The following is a 20322-nucleotide window of genomic DNA, read 5'->3' as shown; positions in this document are numbered from 1 at the left end:
GCTCCGTGGGCACTGAATCCAGCACGGTCTTGCCTTCACACGGAACTTGCGGGCCGAGCCCCTCAGCAGCGGTCCGCTCACCGAGAGTACGGGGCTCGCTCCGCTCGCTGTCAAGGCTGTCCACAGTGTGAGCCGTACGTCTCATGTGAGTTGACGCGGAAACGGATGCCTGTTCCACTTGCCCCATGCATCCGCAGCAGTGGCTGGTCACGCGCTCCCACATCGACTTCGGTCGAGTGTGGTCGGCGTCCTGTTGATGCCCTTCTGACGCCCGCTGCGCGTCTGCTTCTCTCTCTTCTCGACGCCTTCCGGCGCTTTTGGACGCATGTCGCGTTCTGAACGCTTCTGCGCCTTCTGCGTCACCGCGTCTTCTACGTAACCCGCGTTTCCCGGTGCGCCCAAGTGCGCGCACTCGTCCGCGCCTTCACACACCCACGCGTCCTCGCGTACCCCTCCCCTCAGCTGTCTCCTCACCCCTGCGTGCCTGTTGTCTTCGAAGGGCAGAACTCCACGCCATGCGTACGACTTTGACGACCCATCAGCGTCTATCCGCCGCGTTCGCGCTGATCACCGCGGCCACCCTGACACTGACCGCCTGCGGCTCCGGCGACCCCGGAACCTCCGCCGTCGGCGCCGCACCCGCGGGCAAGAGCGACAAGATCCCCACGACCGACGTGGTGAAGGCCGTCAAGAAGGACGAGGCGGCGGCCGAGCTGCTGCCCGCCGACGTCCGGTCGAGCGGCAGGCTGACCGTCGGCGCCTCCATCGGCGGCACCCCGCCCGGCGCCTTCTACCTGGAGGACGGCAGGACCGCCGCCGGCCAGGACATCGACTTCGCCGACGCCGTCGCCAAGGTCCTCGGGCTGAAGCTGAAGCGGGAGGCGGCCGGTTTCGAGGCGATCCTGCCCGCGCTCGGCAGCGGCAAGTACGACCTGGGAACAGGCAACTTCGGTGTCACCGACGAGCGGCGCAAGACGATCGACTTCGTCACGTACATCAATGACGGCCAGGGCTTCGCCGTGCGCGAGGACAGCGACCTGAAGAAGGTCACCGACCTCAGGCAGCTGTGCGGCCTGAACGTGGCGACCGGCGCGGGCACCACCTTCGAGGCGACCCTGGAGGAGAACAAGCACCTCTGCACGGACGCCGGGAAGAAGGCGTACAGCGTGAAGACGTACGCCGACCAGAGCGCGATCTGGTCGTCCCTCCAGCAGGGCCGGTCCGACGTGGTGATGAGCACCATCAACGGGCTGCGGTACGCCGTCGCGCACCAGGAGGGGCTGAAGTTCCTCAACGAGTACCACCGCCTCGACGTCGGCTTCGCCTTCAAGAAGGGCACGAAGCTGGCGCCGGCGTTCCGGGCGGCGGTGAACAGGCTGATCGCCGACGGGACGTACGACAAGATCCTCAAGAAGTGGGGCACGAGCGAGTCCGCGATCGAGAAGTCGCAGATCTCGCCGCCCGAGATCAAGGACTGACCCGCCCGGCCCGGGGTTCCGTCCCGAAGAAGGGGGACGGGACGGAACCCGGGAGCTCAGCGAGCCGCGGACACCACGCCGCGCGGCCGCTTTTCGGCACCGATGACCTGGTCCATCAGCGCGGCCGGCACATCCCGCGCAGACCCCCGGCTGCGGGCGTCGCACTCCAGGACCGCCACCGCCTCGCCGGTCTCCGACGCCTCACAGGACATCACCCCGCACAGCACCGGCCGGGCCCCGGGTTCAGCAGTCGCAGCAGGAGCAGCACTCACAGCATTCGCAGATGGAGCACGCCTCGCAGCAGCTGCAGTCGGTGGAGCAGCATTCGCTGCACCAGCCGTCGCGCCTCTTGCGGGACCACGGCCCCTCGAACTCGTCGGCACAGCACACCTTGCAGGTGCAGCAGAGCCCGATCGCCGCGGCGCACCCGGCGAAGAAGCCGCGCTTGCCGGGCTTCGGCGGCTGGAAGGACGGCCCGCCGCCGAAGCCACCGGGCCCGCCCGGACCACCGGGACCGCCCTGCCCGCCCCCGTACGGATTCTGCGAGCCGTACGGGCCCGAGGACCCGGCCGGCACGTACGGGCCCGATCCGGTGGGCACCCAGGGGCCGGGCGCGCCGGGGCCCTGTTGCGGCGTGGACGCGGCGGCCGCGTGCGCGCCACGCGTGGGGCCGGTGCCGCGCGAGGCGTCGGACCCATGGGACGCGTCCGGGCCGTGCGCACAGCCCGAAGCACCGAAGGCACGGTCGACCGAGCGGCGCAGTTCGTGGACGAGCAGCAGGTGCGCGAGCGTGCCGTCGACGAATTCGGCCTCGCGCAGGGCGAGACGGATGCCGCGCAGCGCGTCGTCGGCGAGGCGGCGTGCCTCGGCGAGATCCGTGCCGGTCGCCGTGAGCGGGTTCCAGGCACCCGACGCGGCGTCAGCTTCCCTGTCCTCCACGGCGTCCAGGAGGTGCGCGAGCCGCCCGAAGAGCCGGCCCGCCTCGGCCAGCGGCGCCGCGTTGCCGGGGCGTCCGGCGAGGACCGCGGTGTGCGCGAACGCGGCGGTGGTGGCCGTCTCGGTCGGTTCGGTGACCGTGAGCACCGGGGTGCCGGGGCCGGCGAGCGCCTCGATCCCGATCTGGCGCTCCACCGCGTCGACCAGGACCGCCGTATCGAACCCCACGTCAGAACCCGTACGTGAACCGGCCTTTCCCCACCGAGTGGCGACCCGGCGGGCCGCCGCGGCCACCGGCCTGCGGGCCAGAAGGCCGTCGCCGTCGGCGACGTGGTCGCGGACCTTCGCCGAGGCGAGGACCAGGGAGACGGCCGCGGCGAGCCGGGCGCCCTCGCCCTGCGCGACGGACGCGGTGCGCATCCCGCGCAGCGGACAGGGCCCCGCCGTGCGCCGCCCCCCCCGGCGGCGTCCTCGGCCTGAGCCTCCGTCAGAACCGAGATCAGCAAACCGTCATAGTTCGTGACAACCCGGGCGAACTGCCCGTGGTCACCGCGAAGTGCCAGGCAGAGTCCGCACAGATGAGCCATCCATTGCGCCTTGAGCCCCTCACCGAGACGATGGCTGCAAGGCCGGACTATTCCGAACAAGACGACTCCCCCGAGGGTCTCGAAGACGTAAGCTGCGGCATCGTATCGAGGGTGCCGTTCACCCGTACGCCCCGGTCGTCACCCATACGCCGCGAAGAATCATATTTCACTCACTGTCAGCAGCCGTACGGGGTACGACCCTTGGGATTCACGGGACAGCGCTGTGTTGACTCTGCACCAGTAGCGTCACGAAAACCCCGCGCGGCGACTATCCACTTGGCGCACCATCCGCATCATGGACGACCATAGGGATACAGAACGCAGAGGAACCGCTGTGAGAGGAGGCGTCCATGGGATCGGTGCGCAAGGCGAGTGCCTGGCTTGGCCTCGTCGACGACAACGATGACGAGCGTTACTACGACGACGACTACGCCGAGGGGTCCGAGCCCCACACCGGTGCCGCCTGGGTCACGGACCCGCGCGTGAAGGTGGCGGCCGACGCCGCCGAGGAGCGGGGCCGCCGGATCGGCACGGTCACCCCGGACGGATTCCGGGACGCCCGTGGCATCGGCGAGATGTTCCGGGAAGGTGTCCCGGTCATCATCAACCTCACGGCCATGGAGCCCGGGGACGCCAAGCGCGTCGTCGACTTCGCGGCCGGGCTCACGTTCGGGCTGCGGGGTTCCATCGAGCGGGTGGCGAACCGGGTGTTCCTGCTGAGCCCTGCCGACACGCAGGTGGTCAACGGCGAGGCGGAGAGCCGCCCGACGGACGGTTTCTTCAACCAGAGCTGAGCGTCACGGGTGGGTAGGGCCCGGCCCCTCGGCCGGGTCACCGCCCGCGACAGCCGTCATGCGACGGTGGACTCCACGCCGACCCGCTCGGGACCGCGCTGGGGCCCGATCTTCGCCGTGCCTTCCGCGTCCTGTGGAGCAGCGTCCTCACACTCCATCCGCCGGGGCAGCCGCAGCGCGGCCACCGCGCCGAGCAGCAGAAGCCCGGCGCTGACGAACAGCGTCACGTGCAGCCCGTGGACGAAGGCGACCCGGGCGGCGCTGCGCAGCGCCTCACCGGCGGTGCCGCCGAGCCGTGTCGCGATCTGGTACGCCTCGCCGAGCGAGTTTCCCGCGTGGGCGCTCGCGGATCCGGGCACTCCGGTGACCCGGGCGATCCCGGGTGCGTATGCGGCGTTCATCACCGAGCCGAGCAGGGCGATGCCCATGCCCGCGCCCAGCTGGTAGGAGGTCTCCCCTATCGCCGCGGCGCCGCCCGCGTCCTGCGCCGAGGCCTCGCTGAGCATCGACTCGTACGCCCCGAAGAGGGTGGTCTGCAGGCCGAAGCCGAGCAGGACGAAGCCGAAGGTGAGCAGCGACGGCCGGTCGTGCTGTCCCATCAGTGTGAGCATGAGCACCGCGGCCGCGGTGAGGACGAAGCCGGCCGAGACCATGCGGCGCGGCCCGAAACGGCGCAGCTGCGACGAGCCGAGGACACCCGCGGCCATCGCCGCGAAGGTCAAGGGAAGCAGCCGCACCCCCGTCTCCAGGGGGCTCAGGCCGAGTACCAGCTGGAGGTACTGGACGGCGATCAGCTCCAGGCCGACCAGGGCGAGCATGGCCAGGACGATGCAGCCGACCGCGGTGGAGAAGGCGGGCCTGGCGAACATCTTCATGTCGACGAGCGGATGCTCGCGGCGCTTCTGCCGCCGCACGAACACGATCAGCACGGCCGCGCCGACGAGGAGGGGGCCGACGGCGGACGGGTCGAGCAGGTCACGGTCGACACCGAGCCGCTTCACGCCGTAGACGACACCGAGCATTCCGACGGCCGCCATGAGTGCGCCGACCACGTCCCAGGGCCCGTCGGAACGGCCCTTGGACTCGGGAAGTATGAGACGGCCGAGGGGCAGCATGACGGCCATCAGCGGAATGTTGATGAGGAAGACCGAGCCCCACCAGAAGTGCTCGACCATGAAGCCGCCGAGCACCGGGCCGGTGGCGGCGCCTATCGCCGCGACCGCGGACCAGACGCCGATGGCCACGGCCCGCTCGCGCCGGTCGGGGAAGACCGCGCGCAGGATCGACAGGGTCGCGGGCATGATCATCGCGCCGCCGACGCCCAGCAGCGCGCGGGCCAGGATCAGGACGTGTGGTGTCGTGGCGAACACGGCGAGCGCGGAGGCCGCGCCGAAGAGGCCGTACCCGAGGAGCAGGACGCGTCGGCGTCCGACGCGGTCGCCGAGTGTGCCGAAGAGGATCAGGAGCGCCGCGCACATCAGCGGATAGGCGTCGACGATCCACAGCAGCTGGACCGCCGAGGGGCGCAGGTCCTGGGTGACGGCGGGGACGGCGACGTGCAGCACGGTCGCGTCGAGGGCGACGAGCAGCAGGCTGGTGCACAGGACGACGAGGACGACCCAGCGGTTGGCGCCTGGCCCTGCGGTCCGCAGACGAGAGGGCACGGCGGCCGTGGTCGTCCCTGACATGTGCGTACCTCCCAGTGGTCCCTCGCGCTCGGCGGATCCGCGGGGTGGGGACTTCCCCGCGGTTGCGGCCGGAAGGAGCGGACTCCCGTGCCCACGCAACGATCGGCGAGTGAGCCGCCAGAGTACGCGAGTCCATTGTGGTGACACGTGGCGGACCTCTCATGTGCCTGACCGTGGAGTGTGGTGTACGCCACGCTCCACCCTCCGACCACGCACCGTGCGTGCGGTCCGGTTGCGCCGGGCGCCGATAATCGACGCCGTGACCGAAGTCGACCTGCAGGAACCGCGCAGCGCGCCGGCCCGGGCGGCGGGTGCGCTGCGCCGCGCGGCGCCCGCGCTCCTTGCCTATGCCGGGGTGCGCGCCCTCGGCCTGCTCATGCTCGCCGGGTGGAGCGCGGCGAAGGGGAAGAGCCCGCACACCCTGCTGACCGCCCGCTGGGACTCGCTCTGGTACACCCGCGTCGCGGATTTCGGCTATGGCTGGCAGGTGCGCCTGCCGGACGGCACCGTGCACTCGAACCTCGCGTTCTTCCCGCTGCTGCCGTGGCTGGAGCGGCTGGTGTCGGCGGTGAGCCCCCTGTCGTACGCGGACGCGGGCCTGCTGGTGAGCTGGCTCGCGTCGCTCTGCGCGGCCTGGGGGATCTTCCTGGTGGCCGAGCTGCTCTACGGGCGGCGGGCCGGCGTCTGCGCGGTCGTGCTGTGGGCGGTGCTCCCGGTCGGGATCGTGCAGTCGATGGCGTACAGCGAGTCCTTGTTCACCGCGCTCGCGGCCTGGTCGCTGTACGCGGTCCTGACCGGGCGGTGGGTGAGTGCGGGTCTGCTCGCCTCACTCGCGGGGCTGACCCGGCCGGTGGGGGCGGCGGTGGTCGCCGCGCTCTGGGCGACGGCCGCGGTCCGGGTCGTGCGCGACGGGAAGATCTCCTGGCGCATGGCCGTCGGCGTGCTGCTCGCCCCGCTGGGCGCCGCCGCGTACGTCCTGTGGGTGGGCCACCGCACCGGGGGCGGCCTCTTCGGATACCTCGACGTGCAGGGCCAGTGGGGCAACGGCTTCGACGGCGGTCTCGCCTTCGCGCGCTTCGTCGGCGACAAGTTCACGTCGTTCCCCTCGGCGCTCGCGGGCCTCGGCCTGGTCGTCGGGGTCGCGCTCGTGATCTGGCTCTACGTGCTGTGCGTACGGCGAGGTCAGCCGCTCGCGCTGCTCGTCTACTGCGGGATCGTCGTCGCGCTCGCCCTGTGCGCGTCGGGGTACTTCGGCTCGAAGCCGCGACTGCTCCTGCCCGCTTTCCCGCTCCTGCTGCCGGTCGCGGTGGCGCTCGCCCGGGTGCGTACGAGCAGGTCGGCGGCGGTGCTCGGCGGCGTGGCCGTGGCGTCGGCCGTGTACGGGGCCTTCTGGCTGAACGGGTCGGGTCCTCCTTGATCGACTCGGTGGCCCCGGGAGGCCGTCCGATCGCCCCGGGTGATCGGACGGGAAATTCCGAGGAAGCCACCGGTGAACGAATTCGGGCGCGGCGAAAAACGAATACAAGAAATGATCAATGAAATTGAAGGCGGCACCCCGGTCGGATAGTGATATCCGCAGGAATAAAGGCCCCGCTGAGAGCAATCCCACATCACATCGTCATCACAAACCGAGTGATTCGGCCGGGTTCGGCACTCACTCGCTGTAGCGTCGATTGGGTGCGTACCGAACGAAACCTCACCCGTCTGGAGCGGCTCTTCGCCCGCCTCGACCGTGAGCCGGAACGACCGGTCAACCTGGATGTGCCCAGGATGAGCCGGCACAGGGTCGTGCTCTTCGGGGCCACCCTGTCCTTCTACCTCGCCATCGTGGTGGCGGTGTTGACCACGTCCTGGCTGGTCACCTTCGACTGGCAGGTCATGTTCTTCCGGCCGTACCAGCAGTGGCCCGAGATCCACGCGTTCCTGGACTACTGGGTCGTGCTCGGCCAGCGCGGGCCGACCGCGGTGATGGTCATGGCCTGGCTCGGCTGGCGCTCATGGCGCCAGCACACGCTGCGGCCCCTGCTCACGTTCGGTGCCGCGCTGCTGCTCCTGAACGTCACCGTGGGCGCCGCCAAGCTCGGCATGGGCCGCCTCGGCCCGCACTACGCGACCACCATCGGCTCGAACGAGATGTGGCAGGGCGGCGATATATTTCCTTCCGGCCACACCGCCAACGCCGTGGTGACCTGGGGAATCCTCGCCTATCTGGCCTCGACGCCGCGCGCCAGGCGCTGGCTGTCGGCCGCCTCCGCCGTGATCTCGCTGAGCGTCGGCCTGACGACCGTCTACCTCGGTACGCACTGGCTCAGCGATGTCTTCCTCGGCTGGGCCGCCGGACTGCTCATCCTGCTCGCGCTGCCCTGGGTGGAACCGCTGATCACGCAGGTCGAGGCCTGGATCTTCTCGCTCCGCGAGCTGTGGCGCACCCGTCGTTCCGGTGCGCTCCCGGCGCCCGCCCCGGCCGCCGCCACCGCCGCGATGGTTGCGCAGCGCGTCTCCCCGCCCGCCTCGGAGGAGTCGCCGGTACGCGAACCGGTCGGCGCCGCGCGGGCCGTGCGGCCTCCGGGGCTGCTCGCCCCGGGTCCGCACACGACACGCTCCGAGCGCACCCCGGTCACCCCGGCCGGCAGCCGCAGACCGCCGCACGCGGACCGGGTGCCGCGCGGCACCACCTCCGCCCGCCCGGTCGCCGGCGGCTGACGGCCCCCGGCGCGAGAGCGTCGAAGGCCGCGGGGCCGGTACGCACCGCCTGCCCCCGCACGCCGAAGGCCCCCGGTTCCGTCACGGAACCGGGGGCCTTCGCGTTGTCCCGTCAGCCCTTCCAGCAGCGGGTCACGGTGCCTTCGGACACCTCGAAGTTCAGGCGTCCCGCGCGGTACTCCATGGTGATGATCGCGCCCGGGGGCAGCGACCTGACCGTGGACCAGCCGCGCTCACGGGCCCGCCGTTCGGCGCCCGGCGCATCGAGGCCGACGTACGTGTCGAGGGTGTCCTGGGGTTCTGCGGGAGGGGTCGGGATGGGTGCCATGACCGCCACGTTAGGCGGCCGGGCCGCCTGGCACCAGGGCGGACCGCACCCTGTCACCGGTCCCCCTCCGGTCACACTTCTGTCACAGGTCCACGACACGCGTTTCACTCGAACCCTGTCACACGTACGAGCGATTCGATGCTCCTTCCGCGCATGTTCTGCGCGCGCCACGGCATAATTCCGCGACTTCTTCGAAAGCTCCCGGATAACGTTCCCGAAAATAGCGTCACGCCTGCGCCCGGGACCCGCCCAATTCGGATTCCCGGGCGCTCTTCATCAGTTGACGCCCCATCGGAATTGCATGAACGCGACACAGAGCTCCCGTACGCCCCCTGTCGGAGTCGGTGGGGACGCGAGCATCATGGCGTGTGCTCGAGGCAGGCCCGGGGCGCGAGAAGCGAGGGGGCAAGCGATGGGTACGACGGACGTGCAGCCCGTGCAGCCGGCGGCAGGAGCGGCGCGGACGAGGACGCCGGGCCGGATCGTCGTGGAGTGGCTGACCACCACGGACCACAAGAAGATCGGCCACCTCTACCTGATCACGTCGTTCGCGTTCTTCCTCGCCGGCGGGATCATGGCGCTCCTGATGCGGGCGGAGCTGGCACGGCCCGGCCTTCAGATACTGTCCAACGAGGAGTACAACCAGCTCTTCACGATGCACGGCACGATCATGCTGCTGCTCTTCGCGACCCCGACCTTCGCGGGCTTCGCCAACGAGATCATGCCTCTGCAGATCGGCGCCCCCGACGTGGCCTTCCCCCGGCTCAACATGTTCTCGTACTGGCTGTTCCTGTTCGGCGGGCTGATCGTGATCAGCTCTCTGATGGTCCCCGGCGGGGCCGCGGACTTCGGCTGGTTCGCGTACGCCCCGCTCAACAGCCTGACGCGCTCGCCGGGCGTGGGCGCCGACATGTGGATCATGGGTCTGGCGCTCGCGGGCTTCGGCACGATCCTCGGCGCGGTGAACTTCCTGACGACCATCATCGGGATGCGGGCGCCCGGCATGACGATGTTCCGGATGCCGATCTTCACCTGGAACACGCTGTTCACGTCGATCCTCGTGCTGATGGCCTTCCCGGTGCTCGCCGCGGCGCTGCTCGTCCTGGAGGCGGACCGGCGCTTCGGGGCCGTGGTCTTCGAGGCCCAGTTCGGGGGTGCGCTGCTGTGGCAGCACCTCTTCTGGTTCTTCGGCCATCCCGAGGTCTACATCATCGCGCTGCCGTTCTTCGGCATCGTCTCCGAGATCTTCCCGGTCTTCAGCCGCAAGCCGATCTGGGGCTACACGATGCTGGTCGGCGCCACGATGGCCATCACGGGGCTGTCGATCGTCGTGTGGGCGCACCACATGTTCGTGACGGGCGGGGTGCTGCTGCCGTTCTTCTCGTTCATGACGTTCCTGATCGCGGTGCCCACGGGCGTGAAGTTCTTCAACTGGATCGGGACGATGATCAACGGGTCCCTGTCCTTCGAGACCCCGATGCTGTGGTCCGTCGGCTTCCTGGTGACGTTCCTGTTCGGCGGCCTGACGGGCGTCATCCTCGCCGCGCCGCCGCTGGACTTCCATGTGACGGACTCGTACTTCGTGGTCGCGCACTTCCACTACGTCGTGTTCGGCACGGTCGCCTTCGCGACGTTCGCGGGCTTCTACTTCTGGTGGCCCAAGTTCACCGGGAAGATGCTCGACGAGCGGCTCGGGAAGATCCACTTCTGGACGCTGTTCGTCGGCTTCCACACCACGTTCCTCGTGCAGCACTGGCTCGGCGCGGAGGGCATGCCACGGCGGTACGCCGACTATCTGGCGGCCGACGGGTTCACGGCGCTCAACACGCTGTCGACCATCGGCTCGTTCCTGCTCGGCCTGTCCACGCTGCCGTTCCTCTACAACGTCTGGAAGACGGCCAGGTACGGCGAGCAGGTCCACGTGGACGACCCCTGGGGCTACGGGCGTTCGCTGGAGTGGGCGACACCGTGCCCGGTGCCGCGGCACAACTTCGTCACGCTGCCCCGGGTCCGCTCCGAGTCCCCGGCGTTCGATCTGCACCATCCCGGCTTCGCGTCGTCCCGTCCGCTGAGCCGGCCCGTTCCCGTGCCCGGGACAGACGGTCCCGAGCCGTCCTGATCACGTCCGTGAGCCCGTCGGGTTCGAGCACCTCGAACGCGAAGCCCATCAGGAGCACCTGGATCACCATCGCGTCGAGGCTCGCCGCCCCGCTGCGCGGCACACACCTGTCGTCGCCGTCGGCCTCGAGCGTGCCCGCCGACGGGCTGATCCGCTGTGCCGCCTCAGCACGGGCCCGAGTCTGCCGGCCGTCGCGGACGGCTGGAGTCCGCAGGGCGCCGCGCGGGCTACTCGGCGGTCACGAGGACCGCCAGGTCGTTGTCCCTCGTGTAGTACGGCTCGACCTCGATCCGGCCGCGCCCGGTGTCCAGGCGTGCGGTCGGGTAGGTGAAGATCGGCTTCTTGTCGGCGATGTCGTCCAGGAGCCGGGCGACGCGTACCGCGAGTCCGTCCTCGCCCTCCGGGCGCACCCACAGGTCCCAGCGTCCCGCTTCCAGCTCCTCGTACCCGACGCGGAAGGTGAACTCGTCTCCACTCGGGGCGAGTTCGCTGCGGAGCGCCGGTCCACCGTCCGCTCGGGAACGTATCTCCGCGTACGCCTTGGAGGTGATCGCGGTGCCGTACACCCGGCCGCTGACCGTCATCTCGCCGTCCGTGACGAGCAGTTCGCCGGCCTCGGCGTGCGGGGCGCGCAGCCAGCTGCGCACGGTGAGGTTGCCGTGCTTGGTCGCGTAGGGGATGCGGACGGCGACGAAGCCGCGGGAGCCGCTGGGCACCCGGTCGACGAGGGACCGCAGGTCGTTGAGGCCGGGGACGAGGCGCCGCGGTTCCTCGCCGGCCACCTGCGCGAAGACGTCCCAGCGTCCCTCGGGCAGCCGGACGCTGCTGGGCAGCGCCGCCCGGAGGCTGCCGTCGCCCGCCGGGGTCAGCGGCAGGCGCACCTCCTCGCCGCTGTCGCGGTCGGTGAGGACCAGATGGGCCGGGTCGGGCCCGCCGTGGTCGGTGACGTCGAAGGTGAGACCGCCCGCCGAGTCGGCGATGCAGTCGGCACGGGGCGCCGCGGCCCCGTCCCCCACTGACGGCTCGGACGGCTCGGACGAGGCCGGGAAATCGGCCGAAGCGGTCGGCGGCGTCATGCCGTGCGCCCCTTTCTCTGTGACGTTCCCTGGGCCGTGAACGCGGAATGCCCCGCGTCCCGCACCGCGTACGCGCCCCCGAGCAGCGCGCCGCGGGTGCGGTGCAGAAGGCCTCCGCCACGGCGGGCCGTCAGCGAGCCGAACAGCGATTCGTAGCGCTCGGCGATGTGCGCCGGGTCGAATCGCTCGGAGTCCTTGAGCGCGGCGCTCGCCATCCGGGCGCGCAGCGCGTCGTTGTTGATCAGTTCGAGGAGCCCGCCGGAGATCGCCTCGACGTTGCCCACCTCGACCAGGCGCCCGTCGACACCGTTGTCGATGATTTCGCCGGGGCCGTGCGGACAGTCGGTGGCGACCACCGGGAGGCCGCAGCGCATCGCCTCGACGATCGTCATGCCGAACGACTCCAGGCTGGAGGTGACAGCGGCGATGGAACCTTTCGCCCACTCCGGTTCGATGGGGTGGGCGGGGCCCATGAGGAACACGTGGTTGTAGAGACCGAGGTCGTCGATCAGGGCACGGAGCTTGTCCTTCTGCTTGCCGCTGCCGTAGATCCGCAGGCGCCAGTCGGGCCGCTCGGCGCGGACCCGGTCGAAGGCCCTGACCAGCAGGTCGTACCGCTTCACGGGCGCGAGCCGGCCGGCCGCGACGACCCACTTGCCCGAACCGTCCGCCGGCTCGACACCGGGCGCGGGCACGGGGTTCGGCACGGCCTCGATCCGCACGCCGGGCAGCCGCATCTTCGCGCGGTACGACCGGGCGTCGGCCTCCGTGGTCGTGGTGAGCGCGTCGAGCCGCGGGTAGACCGTGCGCAACTGGTGCCGCAGCGCGGTGGGGTGGCTGTCGAGCGTGAGGTGTTCCTGGCCGACGCGCAGGGGGCCGCGCCGGGTCTGGCGGGCCAGGTGCACATTGAGTCCCGGGCGGGTGCCGACGACGACGTCGGCGTCGACCGCGCGCAGGTGCTCGGCGATCCGCCGGTCGGTGAGCGCGTTGTACTGGTCGTAACGGCCCTCGGCGCGCGGGAACGTCGTGGCGGGGGTGCCGTATTCGGGGTTGTCGCCCTCGTAGCCCGGTGTGCCCTTGCGGATGTCGATGAGGTGACGGACCCGGATCCTCGGGTCGGCTCTGAAAACCGGCTCGTCACGGTGGCGCAGGACGGAGACCACCTCGACGTCGTGCTGTTCGGCAAGCGTGTTCGCGAGGTTGTACGTCGTCCGAATCGTCCCCCCGATTCCGTACGCGTTGTGAATCAGGAAAGAAATCTGCATGCGTCCCCGTATTCCACTGTTCCTCGCGGACAGTCCGGCTCGTCCACCTACCGCAGGGTTAGACAGGAGTGCGGAGGCGGAGGTTGGGCGTCATCATCATCTTGTTCCAGAACAGATGCGTGATTGAGAGACGGTTCGTGGAACCTTTTGACGTTTTCAGCCATCAAGGCAGGTAGGAGAGCTGAGGTACCTCGAAGCAGTTCGTGGTCGTGTCACCCGCTTGAGTGACCCACTCCGAGCCGTCCTCTCGGCGCGCCACCGGCAGGCGGGCGCGACGCGCCTCCGGGGGCTCCGGCGGCCGCTCGCAGGTGCCGGGGCAGCAACCGTCCGCGCGCGGTGCACGCGCGCGGACGTGGTGATGTACGACTGCGGCGGGTGGCGTCGCGTTCGCCGTCGAGGGAGCCGAGTTCAGTCGAGGCTCTTGGCCGACGCCTTCGGGACGAGCAGCACGGTGCCCTTGTTGAGGCGGTCGGGATGGACCCCCACCATCCGCTTGTTGGCCTTGTAGAGCGCCCGCCAGCCGCCCTTGAGGTGGTACCGCGCGGCGATCGAGCTGAGCGTCTCGCCCGGCTTGACCACATGGACGCGGCCGTCGAGCCTGAGCACCTTGGAGCAGATCGGCCAGGCACGCCAGCCCTGGGTGCGCAGCACCTTCTCGGCGACCGCGATCTGTTCGGCGCGCGTCGCGAGGTCCGCGCGCGGGGCGTACCCGAGGCCGCCATTCTCCCTCCAGGTGGACTGCCGGAACTGCAGCCCGCCGTAGTAGGCGTTGCCGCTGTTGATGTGCCAGCGCCCGCTGCTCTCGCACTCGGCGAGGCAGCCCCACGGCCACTGGTCCTTGGCGCAGTCGTCCAGGCTGAAGACAAGACTCCCGGGGCCGGGGGCCGGTGGGGGCGGGACGGCGGCCGCGGCCGCGGCCGCGGGGGCGAGCAGGGCGGCGAACAGGGCGGCCGGCAGGGCCGCGAGACGGAAGCGGCGTGCGGGGCGCGTGCGGTTCACGGGCATGGGGCGCATCGCGTCACGCTAGGCACGCCCGCCCGCGCCCGCGCCGAGCCGCGCCCTGCGCGGGCCCGGCCCCACCCGGTCGGCCGCCTCCCGACCCCGCCACCGGCACACTTTCGCCAACGACTGTTTTCAGCCACCTGCTTCATTACGTGATTTCAGGATTTGTCGACCTGTGGGCATGGCGATCTCCCGCTCACCTCTCCGGATCAATCTCCTTACGCACAAAGGGAGTTGACAGGAAGCGATCGATTCCGGCCGACGGCCCGCGTTGCGCGTCGGGTGGGTCGATTCCGTCCCCTTCCGGGCGTGACCCCCGGCACGGATCATCCGTTGTCTTCTTTATGAGCCGGGAACCGCCCGGCCGCATTCGACGCAGCAACACACCGAATCCGAGGAGCCACCCGTGCCGCGCATGCTCGACGTCAGCGACGACGTACGCGCCGAGATCGGCGACGCAGAAGCCGACCGGCTGCTCGCCGGAGAGAACGCCCCGGGCACGTACGACTGCACCTCCTGCCGTACTCCGGGCGATTCGGAACAGGAGCGCACCAGCACCGTCCTGTTCATCGGCGACGAGACCGCTGTCCTGGCCTTCGCCCACTCCACCTGCCTGCCCTCACAGGTCGTCCAGGTGTCCGAGGAACAGCTGCAGGGAGCCGTACGTTCCATCACCGGCGACGGCGGCGCCCCCGCCGTGGCCCCTGCCCACTCCCCCGAGGCGCAGTCCGTCCCCGGGCAGGCCATGCCCGGTCAGGCCGCTGCGGAGCAGGCCGTGCTCGGCGTGACCAGCGGGCTCGTCCTGATCTCCGGCGAGCTGCACCCCGCGCTCGTCGTCGAGCCGACCGGGCCGATCGGCCGCCCCGGCTCGACCAGCGGTATCGACGAGTTCCTGACCCTCCTCGTGGAGCAGGGCTTCACGCCGACCGCCCAGGTCGGCGAGGTGCCGCCGGTGCTGCACGGCTGGTCCGTGCTGCTCGCCATGGGCCAGCTGCACGCCGTCCTGCAGCCCGGCTACGTCGGTGCGGGTCAGGTCGCGTGGTGGCAGGCGCACCAGCCGCTGCACGTCACCGACAGCTGGCGCGCGGCGGCGAACAAGACGAACTCCGTCCTCGTCTTCGCCGCCCCGGCCGGCACGATCGGCCGCCAGCCCCGCGAGGACCTGCTCCGCGACGCCCTCGACAAGGCCGCGGTGAACGGGCTGCTCGTCGGCGCGGCGATGCCCCTGGCAGGTACGTGACCCCCCGCCACGAACCGCGGTGACCGTGGGCCGGGCGTGCGCGCCCGGCCCACAGTCGTACCCGGCCCCGGACGTCGGCCCGTGCACCTCCGCGTGCGCCACCCGCGCCCCCGTCGGCCCGCGAAAGCGCGGACCGGACCGCATCCGCGAGGGTGTGCGGGTCGTTGGCACCTACGTGCACGCATACGACCCCCCTCGCCGCCCGCAGTATCCGACCCCGATCCCCGCCATGCGCGGGACGCATGAATCGCCGGGTGGCCGCTCGGCCACGCCGATCTACGACGCCCTGTACTCGGAGTACCGCAGGTCCTTCCGGGCCCTGCCGGGCGACCGCAGCGGCGAAGAGAACCTCTCGTTCTCCGCGTTCGGCTCGGTCTCCTACGCCGTGCACCACAGCGGCAGCGGCCGGCACAGCGCGTCCTACCACGAGCCTCAGCCGGTCCACGGCTCGCCGTCGACCGGCTCCTGGCAGACGAACGGGCGGCAGCACAGCACAGGGAGCAACCTCCCTGCCGTACTGCCGCCCGCTCCACGCCGCGAGCGCTAGGGCTCTTCGTCCGGATCAGGCCCCCTGAGCCCGGCACGATCCAGACGAGACGCCCCGGGCGCCAAGTCCTGGGCGCCCGGCGCTAGTTCACTTCTTGCGGCCGCGCTTCTCGCGCACCCGGACCGAAATGTGGATCGGCGTCCCCTCGAAGCCGAACTCCTCGCGGAGGCGTCGCTCCACGAACCGGCGGTAGCCGTGCTCGATGAAGCCCGAGGCGAAGAGCACGAACCTCGGCGGCTTCGTGCCGGCCTGCGTACCGAAGAGGATGCGGGGCTGCTTGCCGCCGCGGATCGGGTGCGGGTGCGAGGCCACCAGCTCACCCAGGAACGCGTTGAGCCGCCCCGTCGGAACGCGCGTCGCCCAGCCGTCGAGGGCCGTCTCGATCGCGGGGACGAGCTTCTCCATGTGGCGGCCGGTCGTCGCCGACACGTTCACCCGGGGCGCCCACGCGACCTGCGCGAGCTCCGTCTCGATCTCGCGCTCCAGGTAGTAGCGCCGCTCCTCGTCGAGCGTGTCCCACTTGTTGTAGGCGACGACGATCGCGCGGCCCGCCTCGACGGCCATCGTCACGATGCGCTGGTCCTGGATCGAGATCGACTCGGACGCGTCGATCAGGATGACCGCGACCTCCGCCTTCTCGACGGCGGCGGCGGTGCGCAGGGACGCGTAGTAGTCGGCGCCCTGCTGGAGGTGGACCCGCTTGCGGATGCCCGCGGTGTCGACGAACTTCCAGGTCTTGCCGCCGAGCTCGATGAGCTCGTCGACCGGGTCACGGGTGGTGCCCGCCAGCTCGTTCACGACGACGCGGTCCTCGTTCGCCACCTTGTTCAGGAGGGAGGACTTGCCGACGTTCGGGCGGCCGATGAGGGCGACGCGGCGGGGGCCGCCGATCGCGGCGCCGAAGGTCTGCGCCGGAGCGTCGGGCAGCGCCTCGATGACGGCGTCCAGCATGTCGCCGGTGCCGCGGCCGTGCAGGGCCGACACCGGGTACGGCTCGCCGAGACCGAGGGACCACAGAGCCGTGGCGTCCGCCTCGCCGCTCGGACCGTCCACCTTGTTGGCGCACAGCACGACCGGCTTGCCGGCCTTGCGCAGCAGCCGTACGACCGCCAGGTCGGTGTCGGTGGGGCCGACCGTGGCGTCGACCACGAAGACGACGGCGTCGGCGGTCTCGATCGCGTACTCGGCCTGCGCGGCCACGGACGCGTCGATGCCGAGGACGTCCTGCTCCCAGCCGCCCGTGTCGACGAGCCGGAAGCGGCGGCCCGCCCACTCGGCCTCGTACGAGACGCGGTCGCGGGTGACGCCCGGCTTGTCCTCGACGACGGCCTCGCGGCGGCCGATGATGCGGTTCACCAGGGTCGACTTGCCGACATTGGGGCGGCCGACGACGGCGAGTGCGGGCAGCGGGCCGTGGCCGGCCTCCTCGATCGCGCCCTCGACGTCCTCGATGTCGAAGCCCTCTACCGCGGCGAGCTCCATGAACTCCGCGTACTCCGCGTCGCCAAGGGCCCCGTGCTCGTGCTCGGCCGAGCCCTCCGGCTGGATCTGGTCGTTCATGAAGTCCGTACCTCGTCGTTCATCGTGGTGATCGGTGGACCGTCTGATCACTTACGGCGGTCCACTACTGAAAGTCTCGCTCAGTGCCCGGTGAGGCGCCTGGCGTTTTCCAGGTGGGCGGTGAGCCGCTCCTGGATGCGCACGGTCGCCTCGTCCAGCGCCTTGCGCGTACGCCGCCCGCTGCCGTCGCCCGCCGGGAACGGGTCCCCGAAGACGACGTCGACGCGGCTGCGCAGCGGCGGCAGCGCCTTTATCAGCCGGCTGCGCCTGTTCGTGCTTCCCAGGACCGCGACCGGCACGATCGGCGCCCCGCTGCGCACCGCGAAGTACGCGAGGCCGGCCCGCAGGGAGGCGAAGTCGCCGCCCCCTCGGGTGCCCTCCGGGAAGATCCCGAGGACTCCCCCCTCGTCGAGCACGCTGAGCGCACGCGTGATCGCCGTACGGTCCGCCGCCGAGCGGTCCACCTCGACCTGGCCGATCGCGCCCAGGAACGTGCCGAGAGGTCCGACAAAGGCTTCCTTCTTGATCAGGAAGTGCGTCGGCCTGGGCGCGACGCCCATGACCATCGGCCCGTCGACGTTGTGCGCGTGGTTGACGGCCAGGATCACCGGGCCGGTCGCGGGGACCCTCCAGGCGCCGAGGACGCGGGGCTTCCACAGCCCGTACATGAGGCCGACCCCGATGCGGCGGCCGACCTCCGCGCCTCTTTCCGAGGGGGAAGCCGCGGTCACTTCGCCGCCCGCTTCTCCCCGATGAGGGTGACCACGCACTCGATGACCTGCTGGAGCGTGAGCTCGGACGTGTCCACCTCGACGGCGTCGTCGGCCTTGGCCAGCGGGGAGGTCTTGCGGCTGGAGTCCGCGGTGTCCCGCTTGATCAGGGCCTCCTGGGTCGCCTTCACGTCGGCGCCCTTGAGCTCACCGCTGCGGCGGGCCGCGCGGGCCTCCGGCGACGCGGTGAGGAAGATCTTCAGGTCGGCGTCGGGCAGGACGGTCGTACCGATGTCACGGCCCTCGACGACGATGCCCTCCCCGGCCGAGGCGGCGATGGTGCGCTGCAGCTCGGTGATGCGGGCACGCACCTCGGGGACGGCGCTGACGGCGCTGACCTTCGAGGTGACCTCGGTGGTGCGGATGGGACCGGCGACGTCGACGCCGTCGACCGTGATCGTCGGGTCGGACGGGTCCGTGCCGGAGACGATCTCGGCCTTGCCGACCACGGCGGCGACGGCCGTCGGGTCGGTCAGGTCTATGCCGTTGTTCACCATCCACCAGGTGATCGCCCGGTACTGGGCGCCGGTGTCCAGGTAGCTGAGGCCGAGCTGGGCGGCGACGGCCTTGGAGGTGCTCGACTTGCCCGTGCCGGAGGGGCCGTCGATGGCGACGATCACTGCTGCCGGGGCGGCGCTTGCGGCGGTTGCGGCGGTTTCCACGGGGCTGCGGACACCTTTCTCAGTGCACGGGACAGGGAGGCGGGGCGCAAAGGCGCCCCGCACAAGGTTACTGGCTCAAGCACCCTGCCCTTGCAGCCCCTGAAGACAGGCCCTACTGGCGCATCGCCCAGCCGCGGTCACGCAGTGCCGCCGTCAGCTTCGGGGCCGCCGCCGGCTGGACCAGCAGCTGGACGAAGCCCGCCTGCTGGCCGGTGGCGTGCTCGATGCGGACGTCCTCCACGTTGACGCCCGCGGCGCCCGCGTCGGCGAAGATCCGGGCCAGCTCGCCGGGCTGGTCGGAGATGAGGACCGCCACGGTGTCGTACGCCGCCGGGGCCGCGCCGTGCTTTCCGGGGACACGGACCTGGCCCGCGTTCCCGCGGCGCAGGACTGCCTCGATGCCGGTGGCGCCCTCGCCGCGCTTCGCCTCGTCCGAGGACTGGAGGGAGCGCAGGGCGCTCACCGTCTCGTCGAGGTCGGCGGAGACCGCGGAGAGCAGGTCGGCGACCGGGCCGGGGTTCGCGGAGAGGATGTCGATCCACATCCCGGGGTCGGAGCCCGCGATGCGCGTCACGTCCCGGATGCCCTGGCCGCACAGCCGTACGGCCGACTCCTCGGCGTGCTCCAGGCGGGCCGCGACCATGCTCGAGACCAGGTGCGGCATGTGGGAGACGAGGGCGACGGCGCGGTCGTGGGCGTCCGCGTCCATGACGACGGGGACGGCCCGGCACAGCGCGACCAGTTCCAGCGCGAGGTTCAGGACCTCGGTGTCCGTGTCGCGGGTGGGCGTCAGCACCCAGGGGCGGCCCTCGAAGAGGTCCGCGGTGGCCGCGAGGGGCCCGCTGCGCTCGCGGCCCGACATGGGGTGCGTACCGATGTAGGGGCTGAGGTCGAGACCGAGCGCCTCCAGCTCGCGGCGCGGTCCGCCCTTGACGCTGGCGACGTCGAGGTAACCGCGGGCCACCCCGCGCCGCATCGCGTCGGCCAGGGTCGTCGCGACGTGCGCGGGCGGCACGGCCACCACACAGAGGTCCACGGGTCCCTCGGGCGCCTCGTCGGTGCCCGCGCCGAGCGCGGCGGCGGTGCGGGCCTGCGCCGGGTCGTGGTCGGCGAGGTGCACGTGCACACCGCGCGAGGCGAGCGCCTGGGCCGCGGACGTGCCGATGAGGCCGGTGCCGATGACGAGGGCGGTTCTCACTGGGCGATGTCCTTGCGCAGGGCGGCCGCGGCGCCGAGGTACACGTGCGCGACCCCGGACTTCGGCAGCTCGGACTCGATATGGGCGAGGACGCGGACGACGCGCGGCAGCGCACCCTCGATGTCGAGTTCCTGCGCGCAGATCAGCGGCACGTCGACGATGCCCAGCTTGCGGGCGGCGGCGGCCGGGAAGTCGGAGTGCAGATCGGGGGTGGCCGTGAACCAGATCGAGATCAGGTCGTCGGAGGTCAGCCCGTTCCGCTCGAGGATGGCGGTGAGCAGCTCGCTGACCTGCTCGTCCATGTGTCCGGCTTCGTCCCGTTCCAGTTGGACGGCGCCACGGACCGCTCGTACCGCCACGGTGTCGCTC

17 protein-coding genes and 2 pseudogenes are annotated in these 20322 nt (G+C 71.0%); 7 read left to right on the top strand and 12 right to left on the bottom strand.

The genetic code is table 11. The features are described 5' to 3' along the window. The first annotated feature begins 515 nt into the window (after positions 1-515). The gene (locus ACFC96_RS27780; RefSeq protein ID WP_376256949.1) at positions 516-1478 is read left to right on the top strand and encodes an ABC transporter substrate-binding protein; all 963 of its coding nucleotides are present in this window, start codon (positions 516-518) and stop codon (positions 1476-1478) included. 243 nt (positions 1479-1721) lie between these two features. Here the strand turns inward: ACFC96_RS27780 and ACFC96_RS27775 are convergent. Continuing rightward, positions 1722-3061 (bottom strand): annotated as a pseudogene (locus ACFC96_RS27775) (DUF5685 family protein). Positions 3062-3351: 290 nt separating this feature from the next. Here ACFC96_RS27775 and ACFC96_RS27770 point away from each other — a divergent pair. Beyond that, positions 3352-3795 (top strand): cell division protein SepF, encoded by a 444-nt coding sequence (locus ACFC96_RS27770; protein ID WP_376256945.1) that lies wholly within the window; start codon positions 3352-3354, stop codon positions 3793-3795. A 56-nt stretch (positions 3796-3851) separates the two neighbouring features. On the opposite strand, the gene ACFC96_RS27765 is transcribed toward ACFC96_RS27770, so the two are convergent. After that, positions 3852-5483, bottom strand: a complete 1632-nt coding sequence (locus ACFC96_RS27765) for an MFS transporter (RefSeq protein ID WP_376256943.1) — start codon at positions 5481-5483, stop codon at positions 3852-3854. A gap of 259 nt (positions 5484-5742) precedes the next feature. On the opposite strand from ACFC96_RS27765, the gene ACFC96_RS27760 reads away from it, so the two are divergent. Both ACFC96_RS27760 and ACFC96_RS27755 read left to right on the top strand, forming a co-directional pair. Beyond that, positions 5743-6900 (top strand): hypothetical protein, encoded by a 1158-nt coding sequence (locus tag ACFC96_RS27760; protein ID WP_376614661.1) that lies wholly within the window; start codon positions 5743-5745, stop codon positions 6898-6900. A 260-nt stretch (positions 6901-7160) separates the two neighbouring features. Then, positions 7161-8186 (top strand): phosphatase PAP2 family protein, encoded by a 1026-nt coding sequence (locus ACFC96_RS27755; RefSeq protein WP_376614659.1) that lies wholly within the window; start codon positions 7161-7163, stop codon positions 8184-8186. Between the two features lie 112 nt (positions 8187-8298). Here ACFC96_RS27755 and ACFC96_RS27750 read toward each other — a convergent pair whose 3' ends face one another. Beyond that, a complete protein-coding gene (locus tag ACFC96_RS27750) occupies positions 8299-8514 on the bottom strand; it encodes an I78 family peptidase inhibitor (RefSeq protein ID WP_376256937.1) in 216 nt (71 codons plus the stop codon). A gap of 412 nt (positions 8515-8926) precedes the next feature. Between ACFC96_RS27750 and ctaD the strand changes: the two genes are divergently transcribed. Next, positions 8927-10633 (top strand): cytochrome c oxidase subunit I, encoded by a 1707-nt coding sequence (ctaD, locus tag ACFC96_RS27745; RefSeq protein WP_376256935.1) that lies wholly within the window; start codon positions 8927-8929, stop codon positions 10631-10633. Here ctaD and ACFC96_RS27740 read toward each other — a convergent pair. The 4 genes and pseudogenes from ACFC96_RS27740 to ACFC96_RS27725 form a co-directional block, all read right to left on the bottom strand. Next, positions 10515-10871: pseudogene (locus tag ACFC96_RS27740) on the bottom strand (DNA-binding transcriptional regulator); the annotation flags it as partial. The gene ctaD and the pseudogene ACFC96_RS27740 overlap by 119 nt on opposite strands. Beyond that, positions 10861-11709 (bottom strand): hypothetical protein, encoded by an 849-nt coding sequence (locus ACFC96_RS27735; RefSeq protein ID WP_376256933.1) that lies wholly within the window; start codon positions 11707-11709, stop codon positions 10861-10863. The gene ACFC96_RS27735 and the pseudogene ACFC96_RS27740, both read right to left, overlap by 11 nt. Beyond that, positions 11706-12974, bottom strand: a complete 1269-nt coding sequence (locus ACFC96_RS27730) for a glycosyltransferase family 4 protein (RefSeq protein WP_376256931.1) — start codon at positions 12972-12974, stop codon at positions 11706-11708. Before ACFC96_RS27730 ends, ACFC96_RS27735 begins: the two co-directional genes overlap by 4 nt. A gap of 408 nt (positions 12975-13382) precedes the next feature. After that, positions 13383-13988 (bottom strand): transglycosylase family protein, encoded by a 606-nt coding sequence (locus tag ACFC96_RS27725; protein ID WP_376614657.1) that lies wholly within the window; start codon positions 13986-13988, stop codon positions 13383-13385. A gap of 394 nt (positions 13989-14382) precedes the next feature. Here ACFC96_RS27725 and ACFC96_RS27720 point away from each other — a divergent pair, with 394 nt between their 5' ends. Further along, the gene (locus tag ACFC96_RS27720; RefSeq protein WP_376614655.1) at positions 14383-15216 is read left to right on the top strand and encodes a hypothetical protein; all 834 of its coding nucleotides are present in this window, start codon (positions 14383-14385) and stop codon (positions 15214-15216) included. 229 nt (positions 15217-15445) lie between these two features. Then, on the top strand, positions 15446-15763 hold the full coding sequence (locus ACFC96_RS27715) for a hypothetical protein (RefSeq protein ID WP_376614653.1): 318 nt from the start codon (positions 15446-15448) through the stop codon (positions 15761-15763). Positions 15764-15850: 87 nt separating this feature from the next. Here the strand turns inward: ACFC96_RS27715 and der are convergent, their stop codons facing one another. The 5 genes from der to aroH all read right to left on the bottom strand — a co-directional run bounded on the left by der (position 15851) and on the right by aroH (position 20312). Beyond that, positions 15851-17323 (bottom strand): ribosome biogenesis GTPase Der, encoded by a 1473-nt coding sequence (gene der, locus ACFC96_RS27710; protein WP_376614651.1) that lies wholly within the window; start codon positions 17321-17323, stop codon positions 15851-15853. An 80-nt stretch (positions 17324-17403) separates the two neighbouring features. Then, entirely contained in the window at positions 17404-17991 is a 588-nt protein-coding gene (locus ACFC96_RS27705; protein ID WP_376614815.1) for a lysophospholipid acyltransferase family protein, read from the bottom strand. A gap of 59 nt (positions 17992-18050) precedes the next feature. Continuing rightward, positions 18051-18755: a (d)CMP kinase gene (gene cmk / locus ACFC96_RS27700; RefSeq protein WP_376614649.1), complete on the bottom strand. Its 705-nt coding sequence runs from the start codon at positions 18753-18755 to the stop codon at positions 18051-18053. Positions 18756-18867: 112 nt separating this feature from the next. Beyond that, positions 18868-19953 carry a prephenate dehydrogenase gene (locus ACFC96_RS27695; RefSeq protein ID WP_376256919.1) on the bottom strand — a complete coding sequence of 362 codons (1086 nt, stop codon included), beginning with the start codon at positions 19951-19953 and terminating at the stop codon, positions 18868-18870. After that, entirely contained in the window at positions 19950-20312 is a 363-nt protein-coding gene (gene aroH / locus ACFC96_RS27690) for a chorismate mutase (protein WP_116502899.1), read from the bottom strand. Before aroH ends, ACFC96_RS27695 begins: the two co-directional genes overlap by 4 nt. Positions 20313-20322 lie beyond the last annotated feature (10 nt).

The sequence above is a fragment of the Streptomyces sp. NPDC055955 genome (genome assembly GCF_042270245.1).
Lineage (GTDB): Bacteria > Actinomycetota > Actinomycetes > Streptomycetales > Streptomycetaceae > Streptomyces.
The sequence above is the reverse complement of the archived record's forward strand: the minus strand, read 5'-3'. Positions and strand labels throughout refer to the sequence as shown.